Below are 22,405 nucleotides of genomic sequence, written 5' to 3'. Positions count from 1 at the left end.
CATGACTGAGAAAAAATATATCGTTGCGCTCGACCAGGGCACCACCAGCTCCCGTGCCGTGGTCATGGACCATAGCGCGAATATCGTGAGCGTGTCACAGCGTGAATTTCAGCAGATCTACCCGAAAGCCGGCTGGGTTGAGCATGATCCCATGGAAATCTGGGCGACCCAAAGCTCGGTGTTAGTCGAAGTGCTGGCGAAAGCCGACATCAGCTCTGATGAAATCGCCGGTATTGGTATTACCAACCAGCGTGAAACCGCCATTGTCTGGGAGCGCGAAACCGGCAAGCCGATCTATAACGCCATCGTCTGGCAGTGCCGCCGTACCGCGGACATCTGCGAGCAGCTCAAGCGCGACGGCATGGAAGAGTACATCCGCAAAAACACCGGCCTGGTGGTGGACCCGTACTTCTCCGGCACCAAAGTGAAGTGGATCCTCGATCACGTTGAAGGTTCCCGCGAGCGCGCCCGCCGTGGCGAACTGCTGTTCGGCACCGTGGATACCTGGCTTATCTGGAAAATGACCCAGGGACGCGTTCACGTCACCGATTACACCAACGCCTCCCGTACCATGCTGTTCAACATTCACAGCCTGGACTGGGACGACCGTATGCTGGAAGTGCTGGATATCCCGCGCGCCATGCTGCCGGAAGTGCGTAAATCCTCTGAGGTTTACGGCCAGACCAACATCGGCGGTAAAGGCGGTACCCGTATTCCTATCGCCGGTATCGCGGGCGACCAGCAGGCGGCGCTGTTCGGCCAACTGTGCGTAAAAGAAGGCATGGCGAAAAATACCTACGGCACCGGCTGCTTTATGCTGATGAACACCGGCGAAAAAGCCGTGGCCTCGGAAAACGGTCTGCTGACCACCATCGCCTGCGGCCCGAGCGGCGAAGTGAACTATGCGCTGGAAGGCGCGGTGTTTATGGCGGGGGCGTCTATTCAGTGGCTGCGTGACGAGATGAAATTGATCAACGACGCGTTCGACTCTGAATACTTCGCCAATAAAGTGAAAGACACCAACGGCGTCTATGTGGTGCCGGCGTTCACCGGGCTCGGCGCGCCATACTGGGACCCGTATGCCCGTGGCGCGATCTTCGGCCTGACGCGCGGCGTCAACTCCTGCCACATCATCCGCGCGACCCTGGAATCTATCGCCTTCCAGACCCGCGATGTGCTGGAAGCGATGCAGGCGGACTCCGGTATTCGTCTGCACGCCCTGCGCGTGGATGGCGGCGCGGTCGCCAACAACTTCCTGATGCAGTTCCAGTCCGACATTCTGGGCACCCGCGTGGAGCGCCCGGAAGTGCGTGAAGTCACCGCGCTGGGCGCGGCCTACCTCGCCGGTCTGGCGGTCGGTTTCTGGCAAAATCTGGATGAGTTGCAGGAAAAAGCGGTGATTGAACGCGAATTCCGTCCGGGCATCGAAACCACCGAGCGTAACTACCGTTACGCAGGCTGGAAGAAAGCCGTTAAACGTGCGCTGGCGTGGGAAGAGCACGAGTAATTTTCCTCTCAGGGACGCCGCTGGCGTCCCTTTTTTCACTCCCTTCCGCGCGCAAATTTCAGCCTCCTCCCCCCTGTGCTACACTCCGCAGCAATTTCTTTAGTGAATGAGTGAGCTATGAGACGAGAACTTGCCATCGAATTTTCCCGCGTCACCGAAGCCGCCGCTCTGGCGGGTTACAAATGGTTAGGCCGTGGAGATAAAAACACCGCGGATGGCGCGGCGGTCCACGCCATGCGCATTATGCTTAACCAGGTCAATATCGACGGGCAGATTGTTATCGGCGAAGGGGAAATCGACGAAGCGCCGATGCTGTATATCGGCGAGCGCGTTGGCACCGGCCAGGGCGACGCGGTGGACATCGCGGTTGATCCGATTGAAGGCACGCGGATGACGGCGATGGGCCAGGCCAACGCGCTGGCAGTGCTGGCGGTAGGCGATAAAGGCACGTTTCTTAACGCCCCGGATATGTACATGGAAAAGCTGATTGTCGGCCCGGGCGCGAAAGGCGCTATTGACCTCAGCTTGCCGCTCGCCACTAACCTGCAAAACATCGCCCAGGCGCTGAATAAGCCGCTCAGCGAGCTGACCGTCACCATTCTGGCGAAACCGCGTCACGATGCCACCATCGCCGAAATGCAACAGCTCGGCGTGCGCGTTTTCGCGATTCCAGACGGCGACGTGGCGGCCTCGATTTTAACCTGCATGCCCGACAGCGAAGTGGACGTGCTGTACGGTATCGGCGGCGCGCCGGAAGGCGTGGTTTCCGCCGCGGTGATCCGCGCGCTGGATGGCGATATGCATGGCCGCCTGCTGGCGCGTCACCAGGTGAAAGGCGACAGCGAAGAGAACCGCCGCATTGGTGAACAGGAGCTTGAGCGCTGTAAAGCGATGGGCATTGAAGCCAATAGCGTATTGCGCCTCGACGATATGGCGCGCAGCGATAATGTGATTTTCTCTGCCACCGGCATCACCAAGGGCGACCTGCTGGACGGCATCAGCCGTAAAGGGAATATCGCCACCACGGAAACCCTGCTGATCCGCGGGAAATCGCGCACCATTCGCCGCATTAAATCCATTCATTATCTCGATCGCAAAGATGCCAACGTACAGGCGCATATACTGTAATCGTTTGTCTGAATGAGCTTTCCGGCCCGTGAGGGCTGGAAATCTGCGGCTTATCTCAGCAAGATTAATGGGTATTCATCGGTGGAGTAAATCATGGCGGAATGGGTAAAAGGCAAAGTCACACAGGTTCAACACTGGACTGACGCACTGTTTAGTCTCACCATCGACGCGCCGGTCGCCCCGTTTACGGCCGGGCAGTTCGCCAAGCTGGGGCTGGAAATCGACGGCGAACGGGTGCAGCGCGCCTACTCCTACGTGAATGCGCCCGATAACCCGGCGCTGGAGTTTTATCTGGTCAACGTGCCGGAAGGCAAACTTAGCCCGCGTCTGCACGTCATGCAGCCTGGCGATGAAATCAATATCGTCAGCGACGCGGCTGGGTTTTTCGTGCTGGAAGAAGTGCCGGACTGCGATACGCTGTGGATGCTGGCCACCGGCACCGCCATCGGCCCCTATCTGTCGATTCTCCAGTACGGCCACGATCTCGAGCGCTTTAACCACATCGTGCTGGTACACGCCGCGCGTTACGCCGCCGATTTAAGCTATCTCCCGCTGATGCAGGAGCTGGAGCAGCGTTACGAAGGGAAACTGCGCATCCAGACCGTGGTAAGCCGGGAAACCGTTGCAGGCTCGCTTACCGGACGCGTTCCGGCGTTGATTGATAGCGGCGAGCTGGAAAAAGCGGTGGGTCTGACGATGCAGCCCGAAAACAGCCACGTGATGTTATGCGGTAACCCGCAGATGGTGCGGGATACCCAGCAATTGCTGAAAGAGACCCGGCAAATGACTAAACACCTGCGTCGCCGCCCGGGCCATATGACGGCGGAGCACTACTGGTAACTCAGCGGTATTTTACATCCAGGGTGTCTTTGCCGTATTTATTCTCGCCGGGGGTGCCGATAAACGCCCCCAGGTCGAGCAACAACATCACCAGAATCAACGTGGGAACAAAGCGGCCCACCACCCACTGCCACATGCCACCCAGCACCGCCCAGTTCCCGGCCAGCAGCATCCACGCCGCAATCATCAGTAGCGCCCACAGCCCAGATTTACCGCGATCGTGCAGGCGTTTCACCACGACAGCGGAGGTCGGCCACAGCAGGCACACCAGCACAAACGCCCCGGTTTGCGCGTCGAGAATGCCGTTGGCGACAAGGATAAACAGCAGCGCCATCGCCACTATCCATAAACCGATCCAAATCCAGAAATCGCGACGCCCGATGCGCCCCTTAAATGAGAACAGCCATTGCTGTAGGGTCATAAATTATCCTTATCATCATCATGCCGCGTAGTTTACCCTGAACCCGGTCAATTTTGACAAGCCGCCTCGTTATCGTTTTAATCGCTGTAACCAGTTATCGGGAGCCAGGTTTGATAAAGTCACTGTTCGCTATCTTATTACTCTGCTTGCCGCTGGCGGCAGGCCTTGCCGCGCCGGAAAACGACGAGGCGAATCAGCCGGGAAAAGCGCCCTATCTGCTGCCTGGCGCGCCCTCGTTCGACCTGACCATTTCCCAGTTCCGCGAAAAATTTAATCAGGATAGCGCCCCGCTCACACTCAGCGAGTTCCGCGCCATTACCTCAAGCCAGGATAAAGACGCCATTACCCGGGCCGCCACCAAGATCAATGAGAATCTGTACGCCTCCAGCGCCCTGGAGCGTGGGACATTGAAAATAAAGTCGATGCAAATCACCTGGCTGCCAATCCAGGGTCCGGAACAAAAAGCGGCTAAAGCTAAAGCGCTGGAGTACATGGCGGCGGTAATGCGCGTGATTGTTCCTTTCAGTAAAGCGCAAAGCCAGAAAAAGGTCACAACCTTGCTCACTGCCGCGAAAAGCAAACGCTACTATCAGCAAACTGAAGGGGCCATTCGCTATGTGGTGGCAGATAACGGCGAAAAAGGGCTAACTTTCGCTATTGAACCGATTAAGCTGGCGCTATCTGAAAGCCTGGAAGGAAACAATAAATGACAAAAAGCAAAGCCATTCCAGGCGTGAATCTCTATACTGTTTGACAGACCGCGCTGCCGGAATGGCAGCAATCTTCCTTAATTCGCTTGACCGCGTGGAGAATTGAAATGCGACATCCATTAGTGATGGGTAACTGGAAACTGAACGGCAGCCGCCATATGGTAAACGAGCTGATCGCCAACCTGCGTAAAGAGCTGTCTGGTGTGGACGGCTGCGGTGTGGCGATTGCCCCGCCGGCAATCTACCTGGATCAGGCTAAACATGCCGTATCCGGTAGCCAGATCGCCCTCGGAGCGCAAAACGTTGACGTTAACCTGTCTGGCGCATTCACCGGCGAAACCTCTGCCGAAATGCTCAAAGACATTGGCGCAAAATACATCATCATCGGTCACTCAGAGCGTCGTACTTATCACGCTGAATCCGACGAATTCATCGCTAAAAAATTCGCCGTACTGAAAGAGCAGGGTCTGATCCCGGTTCTGTGCATCGGCGAAACCGAAGCAGAAAACGAAGCGGGCAAAACTGAAGAAGTTTGCGCTCGTCAGATTGACGCGGTGCTGAAAACCCAGGGCGCGAGCGCGTTCGAAGGCGTGGTTATCGCGTATGAGCCAGTATGGGCTATCGGTACCGGCAAATCTGCGACCCCGGCGCAGGCCCAGGCGGTTCACAAATTCATTCGCGACCATATTGCTAAAGTTGACGCTGACATCGCTGAGCAAGTCATCATTCAGTACGGCGGCTCTGTTAACGCGGCGAACGCGGCAGAACTGTTCACCCAGCCGGACATCGACGGCGCGCTGGTTGGCGGCGCATCCCTGAAAGCGGACGCTTTCGCGGTGATCGTTAAAGCAGCGGCTGAAGCGAAAAAAGCGTAATTACGCTGCCCTAAAAAAACCCTGCCGCGGCAGGGTTTTTTGTTTTCAAAGCTGGTGCAACAGCCGGAACCAGGCGTAATCCAGCGGCAGTAGAATCAGGAACGTCACCACCGCCAGCGCCAGACACAGTTTGATCCCCGCCCTGGCAGGCACTTTACCCATCGCCATCGCTACCACGATTGGCGATGCCTGATACGGCAGCAGCGGCGTCGAATAGCCCAGCACCTGAATCATAATCACCGACAACAGCGGGAAGCCCGTAGCCTGCGAAAAACTCTGCGCCAGAGTGGTAAACAGCGCCGGAACGCCGTTGGCGGTCATAATGAAGTTCAGCGCCGAGGTGATACCGGTCAACGCCACAAAGCTGGTAAAGGGCCGTTGCGGGTCAAGCGGCATGACCTTCAGCAAGGATTCCCCTACCACGCGCCCTAAGCCAGTTTCCGTTACAGTGATCGCCAGCCCGAGGATCCCGGCAACATAGATACAGGTACGGAAGTTCACCCCGCTGGCGAACTCATCGCCATTAATAAAGCCCACGCGCGGTAACAGCGTAATCACCGCCGCCGCCAGCCCGGTCCAGGCTGGCCCTACGCCGTGCCAGCTTTCGGTCACCCACAACGTCAGCACCACCAGCAGCATCCAGGCTAAGCGTTTTTCCGCGCCGCTCATCGGCCCCAGCGGCGCGAGCGTTTTCGGCGGCGTTGGCTTGCCGGGGAACAGCCAGCAAATCAACACGATTAGCAGGAAGCCTTTCAGCAAACCGAGCACCGGCGTATGCAGCAGCAGATAGGGTAGATAGTTAAGATGAATGCCGTAGGAGCCTTCCGCCGCGCCGCTCATCACCAGATTAGGCACGTTAGCGGGCAGGATCGTAGCGGAAAGCTGGAACGTGCCGAAACCGACCGCCAGCGCCAGCCCGTACCAGCTGCGGGTGCCGTCTTCGATGCCAAAGCGTTTTGCCATCGCCGCCACAATAGGCATCAGCAGCGCGATACGGCCCATGTTCGACGGCATCACAAACGCCAGCGCATAGCTGAGCAGCACTACGCTTGCCACCATCAGCCACCAGGAGTCGTTAAGCCGCGCCGACAGCGCCCTCGCCACACGGTCAGCCAGCCCGGTTTTGCGGATCGCCACGCCCAGCACAAAGCCGCTGAACACCAGCCAGAACGCCGACGAGGCGAAGCCGCCGAACAACGTGTCTGCCGGGGCGATTTTCGCCACCATCGCCACCGTGAAAAACAGCAATGCGGTAATAAACTCCGGCAACAGCGAGGTGGCCCAGAGCACAATGGTGACGCCAATCACCAGCGAAGGAAGGAATAGCGGGTGGGAAAGCCAGAGCGACATACCTGTCTCCTGTCGTATTTTGCAGCAAGTCTACGGTCACGCCGGCGTGAAGTAAATCGCCCTGCCCCCACCAGAACCGGCAGGTTAATGATAATAAATCTCACCAATCGAGGTTGTTTACTGCGTTTTCAGCAGCGCGCAGTCGTGGTCCTGCACCTGCTCAGCATTAGCGAGATTGAGGTTAAGCAAATTACGTTCGGTCGCCAGTAAAACAAAGGAGCCGTCGGGCTGCTGGGCCATCGCCAGCGCGAAACGCCCCATATGCGCACGCGCGCCGGGCACTTCTTGCGCCAGCATGATAAAAGGGCTGCGCCGTGCCAGTTCTGCCTCGCTGACCCGGCGCACCAGATACGGCGTGTCGTCAATCCCGCCAGGCAGCGGAAGCCACTGGCTGCTGATGCGCGTCGCTTCGCGGTTAAGCTTTTCACGGACGTCCGGACGCAGGCAGGAAATATGAATATGCAGATGGTTCTGGGTGCGACCCAGTTTCGAATTCAAGGTCAGTGAGACAACGTTATTCGGTACCGGCTCGCCGTTTCGCTCGCTCATTACGCGCCGCGCCTGCCAGGCTTGCCAGAAGTAGTTCGGGGTTTTGGGATGCAGCAACATCGGGCTTTCGATGCCGTTAATGCGCCAGGTGGGCATCAGCAAATATTGTAACGGGCCGTTGCGATCTTTGAAAATTACCAACCCGGCATCCAGCTTCACGTCGGCACAGGGGGCGGGATTGTCGTGCCGCTGCTGATTGGGCACGCACTGATGAAATACGATATTGCGCAGGGTTTCAGGCTGGCCTTTAAAATAAAACCACAGGCCGCCGGCCAGCGCGGCGATGATGAGCAGGAGACAAACCACAACAGCCAGCGCTTTTTTCATCTTCATGCCCTCTGCATTCGTGAAGATGAAGTCTGGCACAAAAACGGCCCCGAAGGGCCGTCTGATTTAGCGTTTGCTGATTTGGTCGAAGGTGCCGCCGTTGGCGAAGTGCTCTTTCTGGGCTTTGGTCCAGCCGCCAAACACGTCGTCAATGGTGAACAATTTCAGTTTCGGGAACTCGCCTGCGTATTTCTTCGCAACCTGCTCATCGCGCGGGCGGTAGAAGTTTTTCGCGGCGATCTCCTGGCCTTCCGGCGTGTAGAGGTATTTCAGATAGGCTTCGGCAACAGCCTGGGTGCCCTTCTTCTCCACCACTTTATCCACCACGGACACGGTCGGCTCCGCCAGAATCGACTCGCTCGGCGTCACAATTTCGAACTTGTCTTTGCCTAATTCATTGGTTGCCAGCAGCGCTTCGTTTTCCCAGGCAATCAGCACATCGCCGATACCCCGTTCAACGAAGGTGTTAGTCGAACCACGCGCGCCAGAGTCCAGCACTTCAACGTTTTTAAACAGCGCCTTGACGAATTCCTGGGCTTTAGCCTGATCGCCATTGTTCTGATGGAGCGCGTAGCCCCATGCCGCCAGGTAGTTCCAGCGCGCGCCGCCGGAGCTTTTCGGGTTTGGCGTAATCACGGAAACGCCCGGTTTCACCAGATCGTTCCAGTCTTTAATTTGTTTTGGGTTGCCTTTGCGCACCAGGAAAACGATGGTGGAGGTGTAAGGCGCGGAGTTGTCCGGCAGGCGTTTGATCCAGTTTTTATCAATGCGACCGCGCTCGGCGATAGCGTCTACGTCATAGGCCAGCGCCAGGGTCACCACATCCGCTTCAATACCGTTGATCACGGAAGTTGCCTGTTTACCGGAGCCGCCATGAGACTGACGGATCACCACATTGTCGCCGGTCTCTTTTTTCCAGTGCTCGCTGAAGGCCTTGTTATATTGGTCGTACAGTTCACGCGTCGGATCATAAGACACGTTAAGTAATTGAATATCCTTCGCCAGTACGCTGGTTGATGCCAGAAGCAACGTTAATCCCACGCCAAACTTATTCATCGCACGCTCTCTTCTAAATTGTGTGTATGAAAATAGCCTGCCAGAAATGCATGAGATGATTAAAGAATAAAAAAAGATTGGCTATAACTTTGGGGAATATCATTAAGCAGTAAAAAGCCGGGCGAACCCGGCTTCTTGATTAATACAGTTTTTTGGCGCACTCGAGCCAGTCGCCTTTGAAGGTACGCTTCATATTCTCGATAGCATCGATGATGTCGTGATGCACCATCTTCTCGTTCTGAATACCCACGCAGCGACCACCGTGGCCCTGCAGCAGCAGTTCAATAGAGTAAGCGCCCATGCGGGAAGCCAGAATACGGTCGTAAGGCACCGGCGAACCACCACGCTGAATGTGGCCCAGTACCGTAGCGCGGGTTTCACGCTGGGTTTCCGCCTCAATGTAGCGCGCCAGTTCATCGATATCGCAGATGTGCTCGGTGATCGCCACGATGGCGTGTTTTTTACCCTTCGCGATACCGGCTTTGATTTCCGCGACCAGATCGTCGCGGTTGAACTCTACTTCCGGCAGCACGATGAATTCACAACCACCCGCAATTGCCGCCGCCAGGGTCAGGTCGCCGCAGTAACGGCCCATCACTTCGACGATAGAAATACGTTGGTGAGAGGTAGAGGTGTCACGCAGGCGGTCGATGGCTTCAACCACGGTTTGCAGTGCAGTGAAGTAACCGATGGTGTAGTCAGTACCGGCAACGTCGTTATCAATGGTGCCCGGCAAGCCGATGCACGGAAAGCCCATTTCGGTCAGGCGTTTCGCGCCCATATAAGAGCCGTCGCCGCCGATAACGACCAGCGCGTCCAGGCCGCGTTTTTTCATGTTCTCGATAGCCACCGCACGGATATGTTCTTCGCGGAACTCAGGGAAACGAGCGGACCCCAGGAATGTGCCGCCACGGTTAATCATGTCGGACACACTGTAGCGGTCGAGCTGAATCATCCGGTCTTCATACAGGCCGAGATAGCCATCATAAATACCAAAAACTTCCAGACCTTCTGTCAGCGCGGCGCGCACCACGCCGCGAATGGCGGCGTTCATGCCAGGCGCATCACCGCCACTCGTCAATACACCGATTTTCTTAATCATGACTACCTCTGAACGTAGAATACAATATTGAATCCTGCTGCCGGAAACACCTGCATCACCAGGCGATGGGCTAATGATGCAGATAGTATATCAATAGCTTCCAGCTGAATTGATTCAGGTCAGACCGAACGGCGGTATTTTATCCAAAAAAAGCCGTTTGGCTCACTTTTCCAGCCTCAGTTAAAGCGGGAAATTTCCCTGTCTCCCCTGCGGCACAACAGAGCAGGGATCCTGATGAATAATCACGTCCGATCCTGGAAAACGCCCCAGAATCGCTTGCTCCACTTGCTCAGCCACAATATGCGCCTGAACCAGCGGTAAGTTGTCGTCCATTTCCAGATGGATTTGAATAAAGCGGGTCGGCCCTGACTGCCGCGTGCGAAGATCGTGGGCACCTCTGACGCCGGGCCACGATGAAACAATGTCGATGATGATTTGATGTTCATCATCCGGTAACGCGCGGTCCAGTAAAGACTGGACGGCTTCATAGCCCATGCGTAGCGCGCTATATAATATATAGATGCCAATTCCCAGCGCAAACAAGGCATCAGCACGATGCCAGCCATACCAGGAGAGCGCAAGCGCCACCAGAATAGCGCCGTTCATCATAACATCAGATTGATAATGAAGCATATCTGCGCGCACCGCCTGGCTTTTAGTCTTACGCACCACCCAGCGCTGAAACGTTACCAGTATCAATGTGCTGATCAGAGCGAAAACGGTCACGCTGATGCCAATCTGCGGCGACGCCATAGGCGCGGGATTCGCCAGCCGCTCGAAACCAGTCAGGAACAGAAATAGCGCCGAACCGGAGATAAACATGCTTTGCGCCAGCGCGGCAAGCGACTCGGCTTTACCATGGCCGAACGCGTGTTCGTCATCGGCAGGCTGTAAGGAATAACGCACCACCAGCAGATTGGTCAGCGACGCGGCAATATCGACCAGCGAATCCACCAGTGCAGCGAGAATACTCACCGAGCCGGTCTTCCACCAGGCAAAGATTTTAACCAGCAGCAGCAACGACGCCATCACCGTGGCGGCAATGGCGGCGCGGCTGACCAGACGCCCATAAGATTGATTCATAAAGACTCCCGCGTATCGATTGGCAAAGTATAACGAATCACGCGCTAAACTCAGACTGGCGGGAGGCGAAAGCCGGGCAAAAAAAACCCCTCCGTTTAAGGAGGGGAAGACAGGGATGGTGTCTATGGCAAGGAAAACAGGGTTGTTACTGGTTACTACGGGTACTGCTACTAAACACGTTTGCCGAGGAGGACCGTTGCATCTGCGAGACTTCTCGCAACTGAAGCATGCGATACTGGTGCTTCTCGTTTAAAACCGCTTGCTGTTCCGGCGTTAACAGCCGGTACATCTGGTTGCGCACTTTTGCCATCTCAACCTGGCGCGCCACCTGCTCTTGTGCCATCTTTTCGGCCTGAGCCCGCACAGCGGTTTCATCAAAATTTTCTGCGGTGACCAGGCGATGCATGGTCTCCATTTCGCTAACATTAACAGGCGGCTGTTCATGCTTCGCCTGCTGCATGAGGTCGCGCATCTGTTGACGTTGCTTTTCGGTTAATCGAATGCCGTCAAACATATGGCTCTGCACACTGTTTCGTTGCGCCAACCCTTCTGCGGGGTGCCAGTTATCGCCTGTAACGACTTCAGCAGCCTGGCTTGCGAACGTACTGATTGCCAGTGTTGAGGCCATGACGGCAGCGGTAACTTTGCGCATCACTGACTCCTGGAAACTTGGGTGCTGCGATTCAACGAGGACCAGTTTACGATTCAGGCTGCAAACATGCGTCAGGGGGTGTAAAACAACGTAAAGTCATGGATTACCGGGCCTTGATGACGTAATTTTTGCCTCGGAGGTATTAACAATGAATAAAATTCTGTTAGTTGATGATGATCGTGAACTCACTTCTCTTTTGAAAGAGCTTCTCGACATGGAAGGTTTTAATGTGCAAGTCGCCCACGATGGCGAGCAGGCGCTTAATCTTCTGGATGACAGCATCGACCTGCTTTTGCTCGACGTGATGATGCCGAAGAAAAACGGTATCGATACGCTTAAAGAGCTACGTCAGACTCACCAGACACCCGTAATCATGCTGACCGCGCGCGGTAGCGAACTGGACCGCGTTTTAGGCCTTGAACTGGGCGCGGATGACTATTTGCCTAAGCCGTTCAACGACCGTGAACTGGTGGCGCGTATTCGCGCGATTCTGCGCCGTTCCCACTGGAGCGAGCAGCAGCAAAACAGCGACAACGGCTCGCCAAACCTGGAAGTTGATGCCCTAAGCCTGAACCCAGGCCGCCAGGAAGCCAGCTTCGACGGCACCGCGCTGGAGCTTACCGGCACCGAATTCACGCTGCTTTATCTGTTGGCCCAACATTTAGGCCAGGTGGTATCCAGAGAACATCTGAGCCAGGAAGTGTTAGGCAAGCGCCTGACGCCGTTCGATCGCGCCATTGATATGCATATTTCCAACCTGCGCCGCAAACTGCCGGACCGTAAAGACGGGCATCCGTGGTTTAAAACCTTACGTGGACGGGGTTACCTGATGGTATCCGCTTCATGATTGGTAGCCTGACCGCGCGAATATTTGCGATTTTTTGGCTGACCCTGGCCCTGGTTTTGATGCTGGTTTTGATGTTACCGAAGCTCGATTCCCGTCAAATGACCGAGCTGCTGGAAAGCGAGCAGCGCCAGGGGGTGATGATTGAACAGCATGTCGAAGCTGAACTGGCTAACGATCCGCCCAACGATTTGATGTGGTGGCGCAGGCTGTTCCGCGCCATTGACAAATGGGCGCCGCCGGGGCAACGCCTGGTGCTGGTCACCAGCGAAGGGCGCGTGATCGGCGCAGAGCGCAGCGAGATGCAGATCATTCGCAACTTTATCGGCCAGGCTGACAACTCCGATCATCCACAAAAGAAAAAGTACGGTCGTCTGGAAATGGTCGGCCCCTTTTCCGTGCGTGACGGTGAAGACAACTATCAACTTTATTTAATCCGCCCGGCCAGCAACTCGCAGTCCGATTTCATTAACTTACTGTTCGACCGCCCGTTATTGCTGCTTATCGTCACCATGCTGGTCAGCTCGCCGTTGCTGTTATGGCTCGCCTGGAGCCTGGCGAAACCGGCGCGTAAACTGAAAAACGCCGCTGATGAAGTGGCGCAGGGCAATTTGCGCCAGCATCCGGAACTGGAAGCCGGGCCGCAGGAGTTTCTCGCGGCGGGCGCCAGTTTTAACCAGATGGTGACGGCGCTGGAACGCATGATGACCACTCAGCAGCGGCTGCTGTCTGATATCTCCCATGAGTTGCGCACACCGCTTACACGCCTGCAACTGGGCACCGCGCTGCTGCGCCGTCGCGCCGGGGAAAGCAAAGAGCTGGAGCGTATCGAAACCGAGGCTCACCGGCTGGACAGCATGATCAACGATCTGCTGGTGATGTCGCGCAATCAGCAAAAAAATGCGCTGGTCAGCGAAACCATGAAGGCCAACCAACTGTGGCGCGAAGTGCTGGATAACGCCGCGTTTGAAGCCGAGCAAATGGGTAAATCCTTCGAAGTGGCTTATCCGCCTGGTCCGTGGTTGCTGTACGGTAACCCGAATGCGCTGGAAAGTGCGCTGGAGAACATTGTTCGTAATGCCCTGCGCTATTCACATACCCAAATCTGCGTCAGTTTCTCGGTGGATAAAGAGGGCATTACTGTCACCGTGGACGACGACGGCCCTGGCGTCAGCCCGGAAGACCGGGAGCAGATTTTCCGGCCATTCTACCGCACCGATGAGGCGCGCGACCGGGAATCCGGCGGCACCGGTCTTGGACTGGCGATTGTCGAAACGGCTATTCAGCAGCATCGCGGCTGGGTTAAAGCCGACGACAGCCCGCTCGGCGGTTTGCGGCTGGTGATCTGGCTGCCACTGTATCGCCGCACCTGATAAACGCGTCTCTCGGGATTACCGAGAGACGCGTTTTTCTCCCCGCTCACTTCTGCTATTCTGCGCCCCTTGCTGATGGGGGCCTTATGCTTAATATCGTACTTTTCGAACCTGAAATTCCGCCAAACACAGGCAACATTATCCGCCTGTGCGCTAATACCGGTTTTAAACTGCATATCATCGAACCGATGGGATTTACCTGGGATGATAAGCGCCTACGCCGGGCAGGGCTCGATTATCATGAGTTCGCCGCCGTAACCCGTCACGCCAGTTACGAGGCCTTTCTGGACGCGCAAAAGCCGCAGCGCCTGTTTGCGCTGACCACTAAAGGCACGCCGGCGCACAGCGCGGTCAGCTATGCCGCTGGCGATTATTTAGTGTTTGGCCCGGAGACGCGCGGATTGCCCGCAAGCGTGCTGGACGCCCTGCCCGCACAGCAAAAAATTCGCATTCCGATGATGCCGGACAGCCGCAGCATGAACTTATCTAACGCGGTGTCGGTGGTGGTGTATGAAGCGTGGCGCCAGCTTGATTACCCAGGCGCCGTACTGCGCAGTTAAATGCCGTCGCCGTATTCGAAGCCGTTATTCACGCCGTTGAAATGCTGATCCATATCCATGGCGGGTTTATCGCTTTCCGGCTTGCCGACGATGCGCGCCGGAACGCCTGCGGCGGTGGTATGCGGGGGAACCGGTTGTAACACCACCGAGCCCGCGCCAATTTTCGCGCCGCGCCCGACTTCGATATTGCCGAGAATTTTCGCTCCCGCGCCAATCATCACCCCTTCACGAATTTTCGGGTGGCGATCGCCGCTGGTTTTACCGGTACCGCCCAGGGTCACCGATTGCAGGATAGAGACGTCATTTTCCACCACGGCGGTTTCACCAATGACAATGCCGGTAGCGTGGTCGAGCATAATGCCGCGGCCAATTTTCGCCGCCGGGTGAATGTCTACCTGAAAAGAGACCGACACCTGGTTTTGCAGGAAAATGGCCAGCGCGCGACGGCCCTGATTCCACAGCCAGTGGCCAATGCGGTGCGCCTGTAGCGCGTGGAAACCCTTCAGATACAGCAGCGGCGTGGAGTATTTATCTACCGCCGGGTCGCGGGTGCGCACGGCCTGAATATCGCAGGCGGCGGATTCAATCATCTGCGGATCAGCGGCATAGGCTTCTTCCACCACTTCACGAATCGCGATGGCGGGCATAATCGGCGACGCCAGTTTGTTTGCCAGCATATAGCTCAATGCACTGCCGAGATTTTCATGTTTTAGCAACGTAGCATGGTAAAAACTGGCAAGCATTGGCTCGCAGTCGGCGAGCGCCCTCGCTTCGGCTTTAATGTTATTCCATACCAAATCCAGTTCTTCACACGGCATTGCTCTCTCCAGAAAAACAAGCAGCGCCCGGTAAACGATCTTACCGGTGCGCAATAAAGGTAACAGGGGGCTCCATTAATGACTGCTTTTCTCGTCCTTGCGTGCTCGCCCGAGCAACGTTAATGCTGCCTCGCGCGCATTTTTTCCGCAATACAATACTTGATAAATTTCCTCGGTTATTGGCATTTCCACCCCAAAGCGCGCCGCGAGTTCACGCACTTCTTTGGTGTTGCGATAACCTTCCACCACCTGACCGATGGTCTGTTGGGCGGTAGTGACATCCATGCCTTGTCCAAGCATCATGCCGAAACGGCGGTTGCGGGACTGATTATCGGTACAGGTCAGCACCAGGTCGCCCAGGCCCGCCATGCCCATAAAGGTGGTGGGATCGGCACCCAAAGCGGCACCAAGACGCGTCATCTCAGTGAGCCCACGGGTGATTAGCGCGGTGCGCGCGTTAGCACCAAACCCAATGCCGTCCGACATCCCGGCACCAATCGCGATCACGTTTTTCACCGCGCCGCCCAACTGCACGCCGATGAAATCCGGATTGCTGTAGACGCGGAAGCTTTTACCGCAGTGCAGCAGCTGCTGGAGATCGTCAGTAAAGGTTTCGTCGGTAGATGCCAGCGAAATCGCCGTCGGCAGGCCTGCCGCCAGCTCTTTAGCGAACGTCGGGCCGGAGATCACCGCCAACGGGATATCTTCGCCCAGCGCTTCCCGGGCTACGTCCTGCAACAGACGCCCGGTTTCCGCTTCCAGCCCTTTGGTGGCCCAGACTACGCGCGCATCGGCGCGCATCAGCGGTTTAATCTGGCGCAGCACTTCACCAAACACATGGCTGGGTACCACCACCAGAATATTGCGGCTGGCCGCCAGCGCGGTAGCAAGGTCGCTTTCAAGATGGAGAGAGTCAGGGAAAGGCACATCCGGAAGAAACGCGGCGTTGCAGCGGTCTGCTTCTAACGTCGCGATATGTTTAGGATCATGGCCCCAGAGCACCACCTGGTGGCCGTTTCTCGCCAGGGTGATGGCGAGAGCGGTGCCGTAAGAGCCGGCACCGATGACTGTCATTGAAGCAGTAGTGTTATTCATCAGGCATCCTGATGGTCTTGCGCACCTTCGCCGGACTGCTGTTGCAGATAGTTCATGAACAACGCGTCGAAGTTAACCGGCGCAAGGTTCAGTTGCGGGAAAGTACCGCGGGAAACCAGGCTAGTAATACATTCACGCGCATACGGGAACAGGATGTTCGGGCAGTATGCGCCCAGGCAATGCGCCAGCTGTGTGCCTTCGATGCCGCCTACAGAGAAAATACCCGCCTGCTGTACTTCACACAGGAACGCGGTGTCATTTTCCAGCGTCGCGGTAACGGTAACGCGCAGAACCACTTCATAGACATCATCCGCTAACTGGTTGGATGCGGTATCCAGGTCCAGTTTGACTTCCGGCTGCCAGTCTTTTTGAAACACATGCGGCGCATTCGGTGCTTCAAAAGAGATATCCTTGGTGTAAACGCGTTGGATCTGAAAGGTCATTTCAGTGTTGTTTTGTTCTGACATGTGTAAACCCTTTATTGTTTGTCCTTCAAAGTGCCTTACGGCGAAGCAGCGCTAGCGCAACAGGGGATCGAGTCCACCACGCGCATCCAGCGCATACAAGTCGTCACAACCGCCAATGTGCTGTGCATCAATAAAAATTTGCGGCACCGTGGTGCGGCCACTGCGCTTAATCATCTCTTCCCGTTTAGCAGCGTCCCCGTCAATGGGTAGCTCTTCAAACGCGACGCCTTTACTTGCCAGCAACGCTTTTGCGCGATGGCAGTAAGGGCAGGTCACTTTGGTATAGATTTCGATATTGGCCATGGCGATACCTTAGCGTGAGTTATTTTCCGCGCACCAGTGGAAGGTTTTCACCACTCCAGCCTGCTACACCGTCTTTCAGCACAAAAACGCGCTCGAAACCGGCTTTCATCAACGCGTTAGCGGATTCCTGGGCTGACATGCCGTTGCCATCAACCACGATAACCGGCTGCGCTTTATGTTTATCCAGTTCGCCCGTGTTATTGGCTTTGATTTCATTGGGCAGCACGTTCAGGGCGCTGGCGATATGGCCTTTGCGGAAATCGTCGCGCTGACGAATATCCACCACCACTGCGTCTTCTTTGTTGATTAAACGCGTCGCTTCACCACGGGAAATCACCTTCACTTTAGAAGTAAGGCTTTTGAATGTGGTGAAGAGCACCGCCCCCAGTAACGCGACCCAGGCGATACTAAGTATGGGGTGACGGCCAACGAATTGCATAATTTCTTGCATGGGGGGTAAAGGCTCCCGACTAAGTGAAAAAAACCAGGTGAGGAGTATACCTTTGCATCGGTCCAATTACAGCCAGCGCGAGGAAGGTAATGCATATTCTGCGGGTTGTTACGAAAAAAATGACGAAAAGCGCCAAAAGGCACAGACTACCCGCCCGCTTTTTTTGATCTTCTGCGGCTATTTGCGCCAATAAGTTGTAGTAAAATTACGCAAATTTTTTATCTTTGAGCAATGAGGTTATCGCAATGTCGGTTTCTAAAAAACCAATGGTCCTGATGATTCTGGACGGCTACGGCTACCGTGAAGACCAGCAGGACAATGCTATTTTTAGCGCTAAAACTCCGGTAATGGACAGCCTGTGGGCGAAACGTCCGCATACCCTGATTGACGCGTCCGGCCTGGAAGTGGGCCTGCCGGACCGCCAGATGGGTAACTCCGAAGTGGGTCACGTTAACCTGGGAGCAGGCCGTATTGTGTATCAGGATCTGACCCGTCTGGACGTTGAAATTAAAGAACGTACTTTCTTCTCTAACCCGGTGCTGACCAGCGCGGTGGATACCGCCGTGGCGGCGGGCAAAGCGGTGCATATTATGGGCCTGCTCTCCGCAGGCGGCGTACACAGCCACGAAGACCACATCCTGGCGATGGTGGAACTGGCAGCGGAACGCGGCGCGGAAAAAATCTATCTGCACGCCTTCCTGGATGGCCGCGATACCCCGCCGCGCAGTGCGGAGTCCAGCCTGAAACGCTTTGAAGAGACCTTCGCCGCGCTGGGCAAAGGCCGCATTGCAACGATTGTTGGCCGTTACTATGCCATGGACCGCGACAACCGTTGGGATCGCGTGGAACTGGCTTACGATCTGATGACCCTGGCGCAGGGCGAATACCAGGCAGACAGCGCCGTTGCCGGTCTGGAAGCCGCTTATGCCCGTGATGAAAACGACGAGTTCGTTAAACCAACCGTGATCCGCGCCGCAGGCCAGCCTGACGCCGCAATGGAAGACGGCGACGCGCTGATTTTCATGAACTTCCGCGCCGACCGCGCCCGTCAGATTACCCGCGCCTTCGTTAATGCCGATTTCGACGGCTTCGCCCGCAAGAAAGTGGTGAAGTTCTCTAACTTCGTGATGTTGACTGAATACGCCGCCAACATCGACACCGCCTGCGCTTATCCGCCAAGCTCGCTGGTTAACACCTTCGGCGAGTGGATGGCGAAAAACGACAAAACCCAGCTGCGTATTTCTGAAACCGAAAAATACGCTCATGTAACGTTTTTCTTTAACGGCGGCGTGGAAGACTCCTTCGCAGGCGAAGATCGCATTCTGATCAATTCTCCGAAAGTGGCGACATACGACCTGCAACCAGAAATGAGCTCTGCAGAATTAACTGAAAAATTAACCGCCGCGATCCGCAGCGGCCAATACGACGCCATCATTTGTAACTATCCGAACGGCGACATGGTCGGCCACACCGGCGTGTTTGAAGCGGCGGTAAAAGCGGTAGAAGCGTTAGACAACTGCATCGCGCAAGTGACTGAAGTTGTTGAGTCCGTTGGCGGCCAGTTGCTGATTACCGCTGACCACGGCAACGCCGAGCAGATGCGCGACCCGGCTACCGGCCAGGCGCATACCGCGCATACCAACCTGCCGGTTCCGCTGATCTATGTGGGCGAGAAGCAGGTAAAAGCGGTAGAAGGCGGCAAATTATCTGATATCGCGCCGACAATGCTCTCCCTGATGGGCATGGAAATCCCGCAAGAGATGACTGGTAAGCCGCTGTTCATCGTGGAATAATCCCTCCCCATGAGGGGAAAGGCGAACTTTTCAATACGGGGCATAAAACCGCAGCGGTTTTACTTAATGCCCCTGCTATACGCCAGCGTGCTTAGCGCTGGCGTATTGTTATACCCAATTTCCGCCACCGCGGATGAGCGCGATCAGCTCAAATCTATTCAACAGGATATCGCCGCTAAAGAGCGCGCGGTACGCCAGCAGCAACAGCAACGCAGCACCCTTCTGGCGCAGTTAAAAGCGCAGGAGCAGGCCATCGCCGCCGCCACCCGCGCATTGCGCGAAACGGAAAACAGCCTTGCGCAACTGAATCGCCAGATCAGCGCGATGAACGCCTCTATCGCCAAACTGGAAAAACAGAAAGCGTCCCAGGAGCGCAACCTCGCCGCCCAGCTCGATGCCTCGTTCCGCCAGGGCCAGCACACCGGTATTCAACTGATCCTCAGCGGTGAAGAGAGCCAGCGCGGCCAGCGGTTGCAGGCCTATTTCGGCTATCTGAACCAGGCGCGCCAGGAAACCATCGCTCAGTTGCGCCAGACGCGCGAAGAAGTCGCCTCGCAGAAAGCCGAGCTGGAAGAGAAGCAGAGCGAGCAGCAAACGCTGCTTTATGAACAGCAGGCGCAGCAGGCGAAGCTGGAACAGGCGCGCAACGAGCGTAAGAAGACGATTAGCGGTCTGGAGTCCTCCATTCAGCAGGGCCAGAACCAGCTCAGCGAGATGCGCCAGAACGAATCGCGCCTGCGCAACAGCATCGCCCGCGCAGAAGCGGCGGCAAAAGCGCGCGCCGAGCGGGAAGCCCGCGAAGCCGAACAGGTGCGTAATAAACAGCAGGAAGCCAGCCGTAAAGGCACCACCTACAAGCCGACCGAGAGCGAACAGTCGCTGATGTCGCGTACCGGCGGGCTGGGCTCGCCGCGCGGCCAGGCGTACTGGCCGGTGCGGGGTTCTTTACTGCATCGCTATGGCGAACAGCTGCAAGGTGAACTACGTTGGAAGGGGATTGTTATCGGCGCGTCGGAAGGCACGGAAGTCAAAGCCATTGCCGACGGTCGGGTGATCCTCGCCGACTGGCTGCAGGGTTACGGCCTTGTGGTGGTGGTTGAACACGGTAAGGGCGATATGAGCCTGTACGGTTATAACCAAAGCGCGCTGGTTAGCGTCGGTACCCAGGTGCGCGCCGGTCAGCCTATCGCGCTGGTTGGCAACAGCGGCGGCCAGGGCCGCCCTTCACTCTATTTCGAAATTCGTCGGCAGGGACAAGCCGTTAACCCACAACCGTGGTTGGGAAGATAAGTTTTGCTTCAATTTCGACGATTACTGCTTTCACTTGCCGCCAGTCTGGCGGTGTTCACCCCGGCCATGGCGGGCAAACTGGCGATAGTGATTGATGACTTTGGTTATCGCCCACAAACCGAAAACCAGATCCTGGCTATGCCGCCCGCGATTTCCGTCGCCGTTCTGCCTAATGCGCCGCATGCCCGGGAAATGGCTACTAAAGCCCACAACAGCGGCCATGAAGTATTAATCCATCTGCCGATGGCGCCGCTCAGCAAACAGCCGCTGGAAAAAGACACGCTGCGCCCGGAAATGAGCAGTGATGAAATTGAGCGCATCATCCGTGATGCGGTGAGTAAGGTGCCGCATGCGGTGGGCCTGAATAACCACATGGGCAGCGCCATGACTTCAAGCCTGTTTGGCATGCAAAAAGTGATGCAGGCGCTGGGGCGTTACAATCTCTATTTTCTCGACAGCATGACCATCGGCAACAGCCAGGCGATGCGCGCGGCGGCAGGCACTCACGTGAAAGTCATTAAGCGTAAAGTGTTTCTCGACGATACCCAAAACGAAGCCGATATTCGCGCGCAGTTTAACCGTGCGGTGGCGCTGGCGCGGCGCAACGGCTCCGCCATTGCCATCGGGCACCCTCACCCTTCCACCGTACGCGTGTTGCAGCAGATGGTGTATAGCCTGCCTGCGGATATCACGCTGGTGCGGCCGAGCAGCCTGCTGAATGAGCCGCAAACCGATACCTCCACGCCGAACCTGACGCCGCCGCCATCGAGCACGCCGCGTAATCCGTTCCAGGGCGTGAAGATTTGCAACAGCAAAAAGCCGCCTGAACCAGTATATGCGACGCGCTATTTCTCGGTGATTGGTGAAAGCATCAGTCAGAGCTCGTTAACGACGTACATCGTTAATCAGTGGCAGGGATGGCAAAAACCGGCCATAAAATAACCCGCTGCGGCGGGTTATTTCTGCAAAGAATGGGTGTGGGTATCGACGTCCTGTTCGGCCTGCATGGCTTTTATCTGCGGGTACTGATACCAGGCCTTAAAATATTTGAGAAAGCTGTACAGCGTGGCGTAAAACCCTGTCACCGCGCCAACGCGCCCCTGTCGCCAGGCACCGCTAAATAAATACCACTTAAAGAATGCGCCAATCGCGCTAATAAATCCGCGCGTAATAGAGGGCCTGACGCGGGTATATTTCACCAGTCGCGTGGTATAGCCATTCAGTTTATTAATCACTTCATGAAGCGTATAAAACGTATCATGCCGCACATGGCCGGGCATTTTTTCGCTACAAGTATGGCCTTCAACCTGGTCATCCACCGGACGCAAATTAAAACGCGCATGCTGACGATTAAACAAGCGCACCGGGAAGTCAGGCGATGAGACAGGATAGAGCGTTCTCACCTGCTCGCCTAACACATACCAGTAACGCGGCAGGCGCCAGGCTTTATTTTTCGCCGGCTCTTCGCCCGCTTTCAGGGCCAGAATGAAATTGACGGTTTGTTCATCCATAATTTCATCGCTGTCCATGCACAGCACCCAGTCATGGCTGGCGCGTTCAATCGCCACATTCATCTGCATACCGTGCATTGAATAAGGATGATAAAAAGGCGTAATACCGAATTCACGGCAAATATCCAGCGTCTCATCCGTACTGCCGGAATCAACCACAACCATTTCGTCCGCCACTGTAATAAGGGGCGGCAGTACTTCACGTAACAACCGTGCGGAGTTATGCGTTAATAAACATACCGAGAGTGTAAACATCGTCCTGACTCTGTCTGGTGGGATCCTATTAACCATAGAGGATCA

The 22,405-nt window shown here is 56.0% G+C and carries 24 protein-coding genes; 11 read left to right on the top strand and 13 right to left on the bottom strand.

Features of this window, described 5'->3' with window-relative positions:
• Position 1 precedes the first annotated feature (1 nt).
• The 3 genes from glpK (at position 2) to fpr (ending at position 3,475) form a co-directional block, all read left to right on the top strand.
• Positions 2-1,507 (top strand): glycerol kinase GlpK, encoded by a 1,506-nt coding sequence (glpK, locus tag FHW74_RS19855; protein WP_183172056.1) that lies wholly within the window; start codon positions 2-4, stop codon positions 1,505-1,507.
• Between the two features lie 117 nt (positions 1,508-1,624).
• Positions 1,625-2,635 (top strand): class II fructose-bisphosphatase, encoded by a 1,011-nt coding sequence (glpX, locus tag FHW74_RS19850; protein ID WP_183172055.1) that lies wholly within the window; start codon positions 1,625-1,627, stop codon positions 2,633-2,635.
• 93 nt (positions 2,636-2,728) lie between these two features.
• A complete protein-coding gene (gene fpr, locus FHW74_RS19845; RefSeq protein WP_183172054.1) occupies positions 2,729-3,475 on the top strand; it encodes a ferredoxin--NADP(+) reductase in 747 nt (248 codons plus the stop codon).
• Between the two features lies 1 nt (position 3,476).
• On the opposite strand, the gene FHW74_RS19840 is transcribed toward fpr, so the two are convergent.
• Positions 3,477-3,896: a DUF805 domain-containing protein gene (locus FHW74_RS19840; protein ID WP_161659575.1), complete on the bottom strand. Its 420-nt coding sequence runs from the start codon at positions 3,894-3,896 to the stop codon at positions 3,477-3,479.
• A 113-nt stretch (positions 3,897-4,009) separates the two neighbouring features.
• Here FHW74_RS19840 and FHW74_RS19835 point away from each other — a divergent pair, with 113 nt between their 5' ends.
• Together FHW74_RS19835 and tpiA are read left to right on the top strand one after the other, a co-directional pair.
• Positions 4,010-4,606 (top strand): DUF1454 family protein, encoded by a 597-nt coding sequence (locus FHW74_RS19835; RefSeq protein ID WP_183172103.1) that lies wholly within the window; start codon positions 4,010-4,012, stop codon positions 4,604-4,606.
• A 107-nt stretch (positions 4,607-4,713) separates the two neighbouring features.
• On the top strand, positions 4,714-5,481 hold the full coding sequence (gene tpiA / locus FHW74_RS19830; protein WP_183172053.1) for a triose-phosphate isomerase: 768 nt from the start codon (positions 4,714-4,716) through the stop codon (positions 5,479-5,481).
• Positions 5,482-5,526: 45 nt separating this feature from the next.
• Here tpiA and FHW74_RS19825 read toward each other — a convergent pair whose 3' ends face one another.
• The 6 genes from FHW74_RS19825 to cpxP form a co-directional block, all read right to left on the bottom strand.
• Positions 5,527-6,831, bottom strand: a complete 1,305-nt coding sequence (locus FHW74_RS19825) for an SLC13 family permease (protein ID WP_183172052.1) — start codon at positions 6,829-6,831, stop codon at positions 5,527-5,529.
• Between the two features lie 117 nt (positions 6,832-6,948).
• Entirely contained in the window at positions 6,949-7,713 is a 765-nt protein-coding gene (locus tag FHW74_RS19820; protein ID WP_370528053.1) for a CDP-diacylglycerol diphosphatase, read from the bottom strand.
• A 60-nt stretch (positions 7,714-7,773) separates the two neighbouring features.
• Positions 7,774-8,763 carry a sulfate ABC transporter substrate-binding protein gene (locus FHW74_RS19815; RefSeq protein WP_183172051.1) on the bottom strand — a complete coding sequence of 330 codons (990 nt, stop codon included), beginning with the start codon at positions 8,761-8,763 and terminating at the stop codon, positions 7,774-7,776.
• 139 nt (positions 8,764-8,902) lie between these two features.
• A complete protein-coding gene (gene pfkA, locus FHW74_RS19810) occupies positions 8,903-9,865 on the bottom strand; it encodes a 6-phosphofructokinase (RefSeq protein ID WP_183172050.1) in 963 nt (320 codons plus the stop codon).
• Between the two features lie 180 nt (positions 9,866-10,045).
• Complete coding sequence (gene fieF / locus FHW74_RS19805) at positions 10,046-10,948, bottom strand: CDF family cation-efflux transporter FieF (RefSeq protein ID WP_183172049.1); 903 nt, start codon at positions 10,946-10,948, stop codon at positions 10,046-10,048.
• A gap of 145 nt (positions 10,949-11,093) precedes the next feature.
• Positions 11,094-11,600, bottom strand: a complete 507-nt coding sequence (gene cpxP / locus FHW74_RS19800; protein WP_125294968.1) for a cell-envelope stress modulator CpxP — start codon at positions 11,598-11,600, stop codon at positions 11,094-11,096.
• Between the two features lie 148 nt (positions 11,601-11,748).
• Between cpxP and cpxR the strand changes: the two genes are divergently transcribed.
• From cpxR to trmL, 3 genes are all read left to right on the top strand, one after another.
• Complete coding sequence (gene cpxR / locus FHW74_RS19795; protein ID WP_125294970.1) at positions 11,749-12,447, top strand: envelope stress response regulator transcription factor CpxR; 699 nt, start codon at positions 11,749-11,751, stop codon at positions 12,445-12,447.
• The gene (gene cpxA / locus FHW74_RS19790; RefSeq protein WP_183172048.1) at positions 12,444-13,817 is read left to right on the top strand and encodes an envelope stress sensor histidine kinase CpxA; all 1,374 of its coding nucleotides are present in this window, start codon (positions 12,444-12,446) and stop codon (positions 13,815-13,817) included. Before cpxR ends, cpxA begins: the two co-directional genes overlap by 4 nt.
• 86 nt (positions 13,818-13,903) lie before the next feature.
• Positions 13,904-14,377, top strand: coding sequence for a tRNA (uridine(34)/cytosine(34)/5-carboxymethylaminomethyluridine(34)-2'-O)-methyltransferase TrmL (gene trmL / locus FHW74_RS19785; protein WP_183172047.1), 474 nt, complete (start codon positions 13,904-13,906; stop codon positions 14,375-14,377).
• On the opposite strand, the gene cysE is transcribed toward trmL, so the two are convergent.
• The 5 genes from cysE to FHW74_RS19760 all read right to left on the bottom strand — a co-directional run bounded on the left by cysE (position 14,374) and on the right by FHW74_RS19760 (position 17,511).
• Positions 14,374-15,195: a serine O-acetyltransferase gene (gene cysE / locus FHW74_RS19780; RefSeq protein WP_125294975.1), complete on the bottom strand. Its 822-nt coding sequence runs from the start codon at positions 15,193-15,195 to the stop codon at positions 14,374-14,376. The two genes, trmL and cysE, sit on opposite strands and share 4 nt — an antisense overlap.
• A 75-nt stretch (positions 15,196-15,270) precedes the next feature.
• Positions 15,271-16,290 carry an NAD(P)H-dependent glycerol-3-phosphate dehydrogenase gene (gene gpsA / locus FHW74_RS19775; protein WP_183172046.1) on the bottom strand — a complete coding sequence of 340 codons (1,020 nt, stop codon included), beginning with the start codon at positions 16,288-16,290 and terminating at the stop codon, positions 15,271-15,273.
• Positions 16,290-16,757, bottom strand: a complete 468-nt coding sequence (gene secB / locus FHW74_RS19770) for a protein-export chaperone SecB (protein ID WP_002436726.1) — start codon at positions 16,755-16,757, stop codon at positions 16,290-16,292. Before secB ends, gpsA begins: the two co-directional genes overlap by 1 nt.
• Positions 16,758-16,808: 51 nt before the next feature.
• On the bottom strand, positions 16,809-17,060 hold the full coding sequence (gene grxC, locus FHW74_RS19765) for a glutaredoxin 3 (protein WP_125294979.1): 252 nt from the start codon (positions 17,058-17,060) through the stop codon (positions 16,809-16,811).
• 19 nt (positions 17,061-17,079) lie between these two features.
• Positions 17,080-17,511 (bottom strand): rhodanese-like domain-containing protein, encoded by a 432-nt coding sequence (locus FHW74_RS19760; protein ID WP_183172045.1) that lies wholly within the window; start codon positions 17,509-17,511, stop codon positions 17,080-17,082.
• 245 nt (positions 17,512-17,756) lie between these two features.
• On the opposite strand from FHW74_RS19760, the gene gpmM reads away from it, so the two are divergent.
• The 3 genes from gpmM to FHW74_RS19745 are packed head-to-tail and all read left to right on the top strand — an operon-like array spanning position 17,757 to position 21,536.
• Complete coding sequence (gene gpmM, locus FHW74_RS19755; protein ID WP_183172044.1) at positions 17,757-19,304, top strand: 2,3-bisphosphoglycerate-independent phosphoglycerate mutase; 1,548 nt, start codon at positions 17,757-17,759, stop codon at positions 19,302-19,304.
• 9 nt (positions 19,305-19,313) lie between these two features.
• Positions 19,314-20,594, top strand: a complete 1,281-nt coding sequence (envC, locus tag FHW74_RS19750) for a murein hydrolase activator EnvC (protein WP_183172043.1) — start codon at positions 19,314-19,316, stop codon at positions 20,592-20,594.
• Between the two features lie 3 nt (positions 20,595-20,597).
• Positions 20,598-21,536 (top strand): divergent polysaccharide deacetylase family protein, encoded by a 939-nt coding sequence (locus FHW74_RS19745; protein ID WP_183172042.1) that lies wholly within the window; start codon positions 20,598-20,600, stop codon positions 21,534-21,536.
• A gap of 14 nt (positions 21,537-21,550) precedes the next feature.
• Here the strand turns inward: FHW74_RS19745 and FHW74_RS19740 are convergent, their stop codons facing one another.
• Positions 21,551-22,360 carry a glycosyltransferase family 2 protein gene (locus FHW74_RS19740; protein ID WP_183172041.1) on the bottom strand — a complete coding sequence of 270 codons (810 nt, stop codon included), beginning with the start codon at positions 22,358-22,360 and terminating at the stop codon, positions 21,551-21,553.
• Positions 22,361-22,405: the final 45 nt, after the last annotated feature.

Source organism: Atlantibacter sp. RC6 (assembly GCF_014193285.1).
GTDB lineage: Bacteria > Pseudomonadota > Gammaproteobacteria > Enterobacterales > Enterobacteriaceae > Atlantibacter.
This window is presented reverse-complemented; position numbering and strand designations above follow the sequence as displayed.

Excerpts from the sequence above, each read along its gene's own strand:
- grxC (WP_125294979.1), bottom strand. The coding sequence starts at position 17,060 with ATGGCCAATATCGAAATCTATACCAAAGTGACCTGCCCTTACTGCCAT.
- pfkA (WP_183172050.1), bottom strand. The coding sequence starts at position 9,865 with ATGATTAAGAAAATCGGTGTATTGACGAGTGGCGGTGATGCGCCTGGC.
- trmL (WP_183172047.1), top strand. The coding sequence starts at position 13,904 with ATGCTTAATATCGTACTTTTCGAACCTGAAATTCCGCCAAACACAGGC.
- envC (WP_183172043.1), top strand. The coding sequence starts at position 19,314 with ATGAGGGGAAAGGCGAACTTTTCAATACGGGGCATAAAACCGCAGCGG.
- cpxR (WP_125294970.1), top strand. The coding sequence starts at position 11,749 with ATGAATAAAATTCTGTTAGTTGATGATGATCGTGAACTCACTTCTCTT.
- FHW74_RS19760 (WP_183172045.1), bottom strand. The coding sequence starts at position 17,511 with ATGCAAGAAATTATGCAATTCGTTGGCCGTCACCCCATACTTAGTATC.
- FHW74_RS19840 (WP_161659575.1), bottom strand. The coding sequence starts at position 3,896 with ATGACCCTACAGCAATGGCTGTTCTCATTTAAGGGGCGCATCGGGCGT.
- glpX (WP_183172055.1), top strand. The coding sequence starts at position 1,625 with ATGAGACGAGAACTTGCCATCGAATTTTCCCGCGTCACCGAAGCCGCC.
- cysE (WP_125294975.1), bottom strand. The coding sequence starts at position 15,195 with ATGCCGTGTGAAGAACTGGATTTGGTATGGAATAACATTAAAGCCGAA.
- cpxP (WP_125294968.1), bottom strand. The coding sequence starts at position 11,600 with ATGCGCAAAGTTACCGCTGCCGTCATGGCCTCAACACTGGCAATCAGT.
- FHW74_RS19825 (WP_183172052.1), bottom strand. The coding sequence starts at position 6,831 with ATGTCGCTCTGGCTTTCCCACCCGCTATTCCTTCCTTCGCTGGTGATT.
- cpxA (WP_183172048.1), top strand. The coding sequence starts at position 12,444 with ATGATTGGTAGCCTGACCGCGCGAATATTTGCGATTTTTTGGCTGACC.
- FHW74_RS19820 (WP_370528053.1), bottom strand. The coding sequence starts at position 7,713 with ATGAAGATGAAAAAAGCGCTGGCTGTTGTGGTTTGTCTCCTGCTCATC.
- gpmM (WP_183172044.1), top strand. The coding sequence starts at position 17,757 with ATGTCGGTTTCTAAAAAACCAATGGTCCTGATGATTCTGGACGGCTAC.
- glpK (WP_183172056.1), top strand. The coding sequence starts at position 2 with ATGACTGAGAAAAAATATATCGTTGCGCTCGACCAGGGCACCACCAGC.
- fieF (WP_183172049.1), bottom strand. The coding sequence starts at position 10,948 with ATGAATCAATCTTATGGGCGTCTGGTCAGCCGCGCCGCCATTGCCGCC.
- FHW74_RS19815 (WP_183172051.1), bottom strand. The coding sequence starts at position 8,763 with ATGAATAAGTTTGGCGTGGGATTAACGTTGCTTCTGGCATCAACCAGC.
- tpiA (WP_183172053.1), top strand. The coding sequence starts at position 4,714 with ATGCGACATCCATTAGTGATGGGTAACTGGAAACTGAACGGCAGCCGC.
- fpr (WP_183172054.1), top strand. The coding sequence starts at position 2,729 with ATGGCGGAATGGGTAAAAGGCAAAGTCACACAGGTTCAACACTGGACT.
- gpsA (WP_183172046.1), bottom strand. The coding sequence starts at position 16,290 with ATGAATAACACTACTGCTTCAATGACAGTCATCGGTGCCGGCTCTTAC.
- FHW74_RS19740 (WP_183172041.1), bottom strand. The coding sequence starts at position 22,360 with ATGTTTACACTCTCGGTATGTTTATTAACGCATAACTCCGCACGGTTG.
- secB (WP_002436726.1), bottom strand. The coding sequence starts at position 16,757 with ATGTCAGAACAAAACAACACTGAAATGACCTTTCAGATCCAACGCGTT.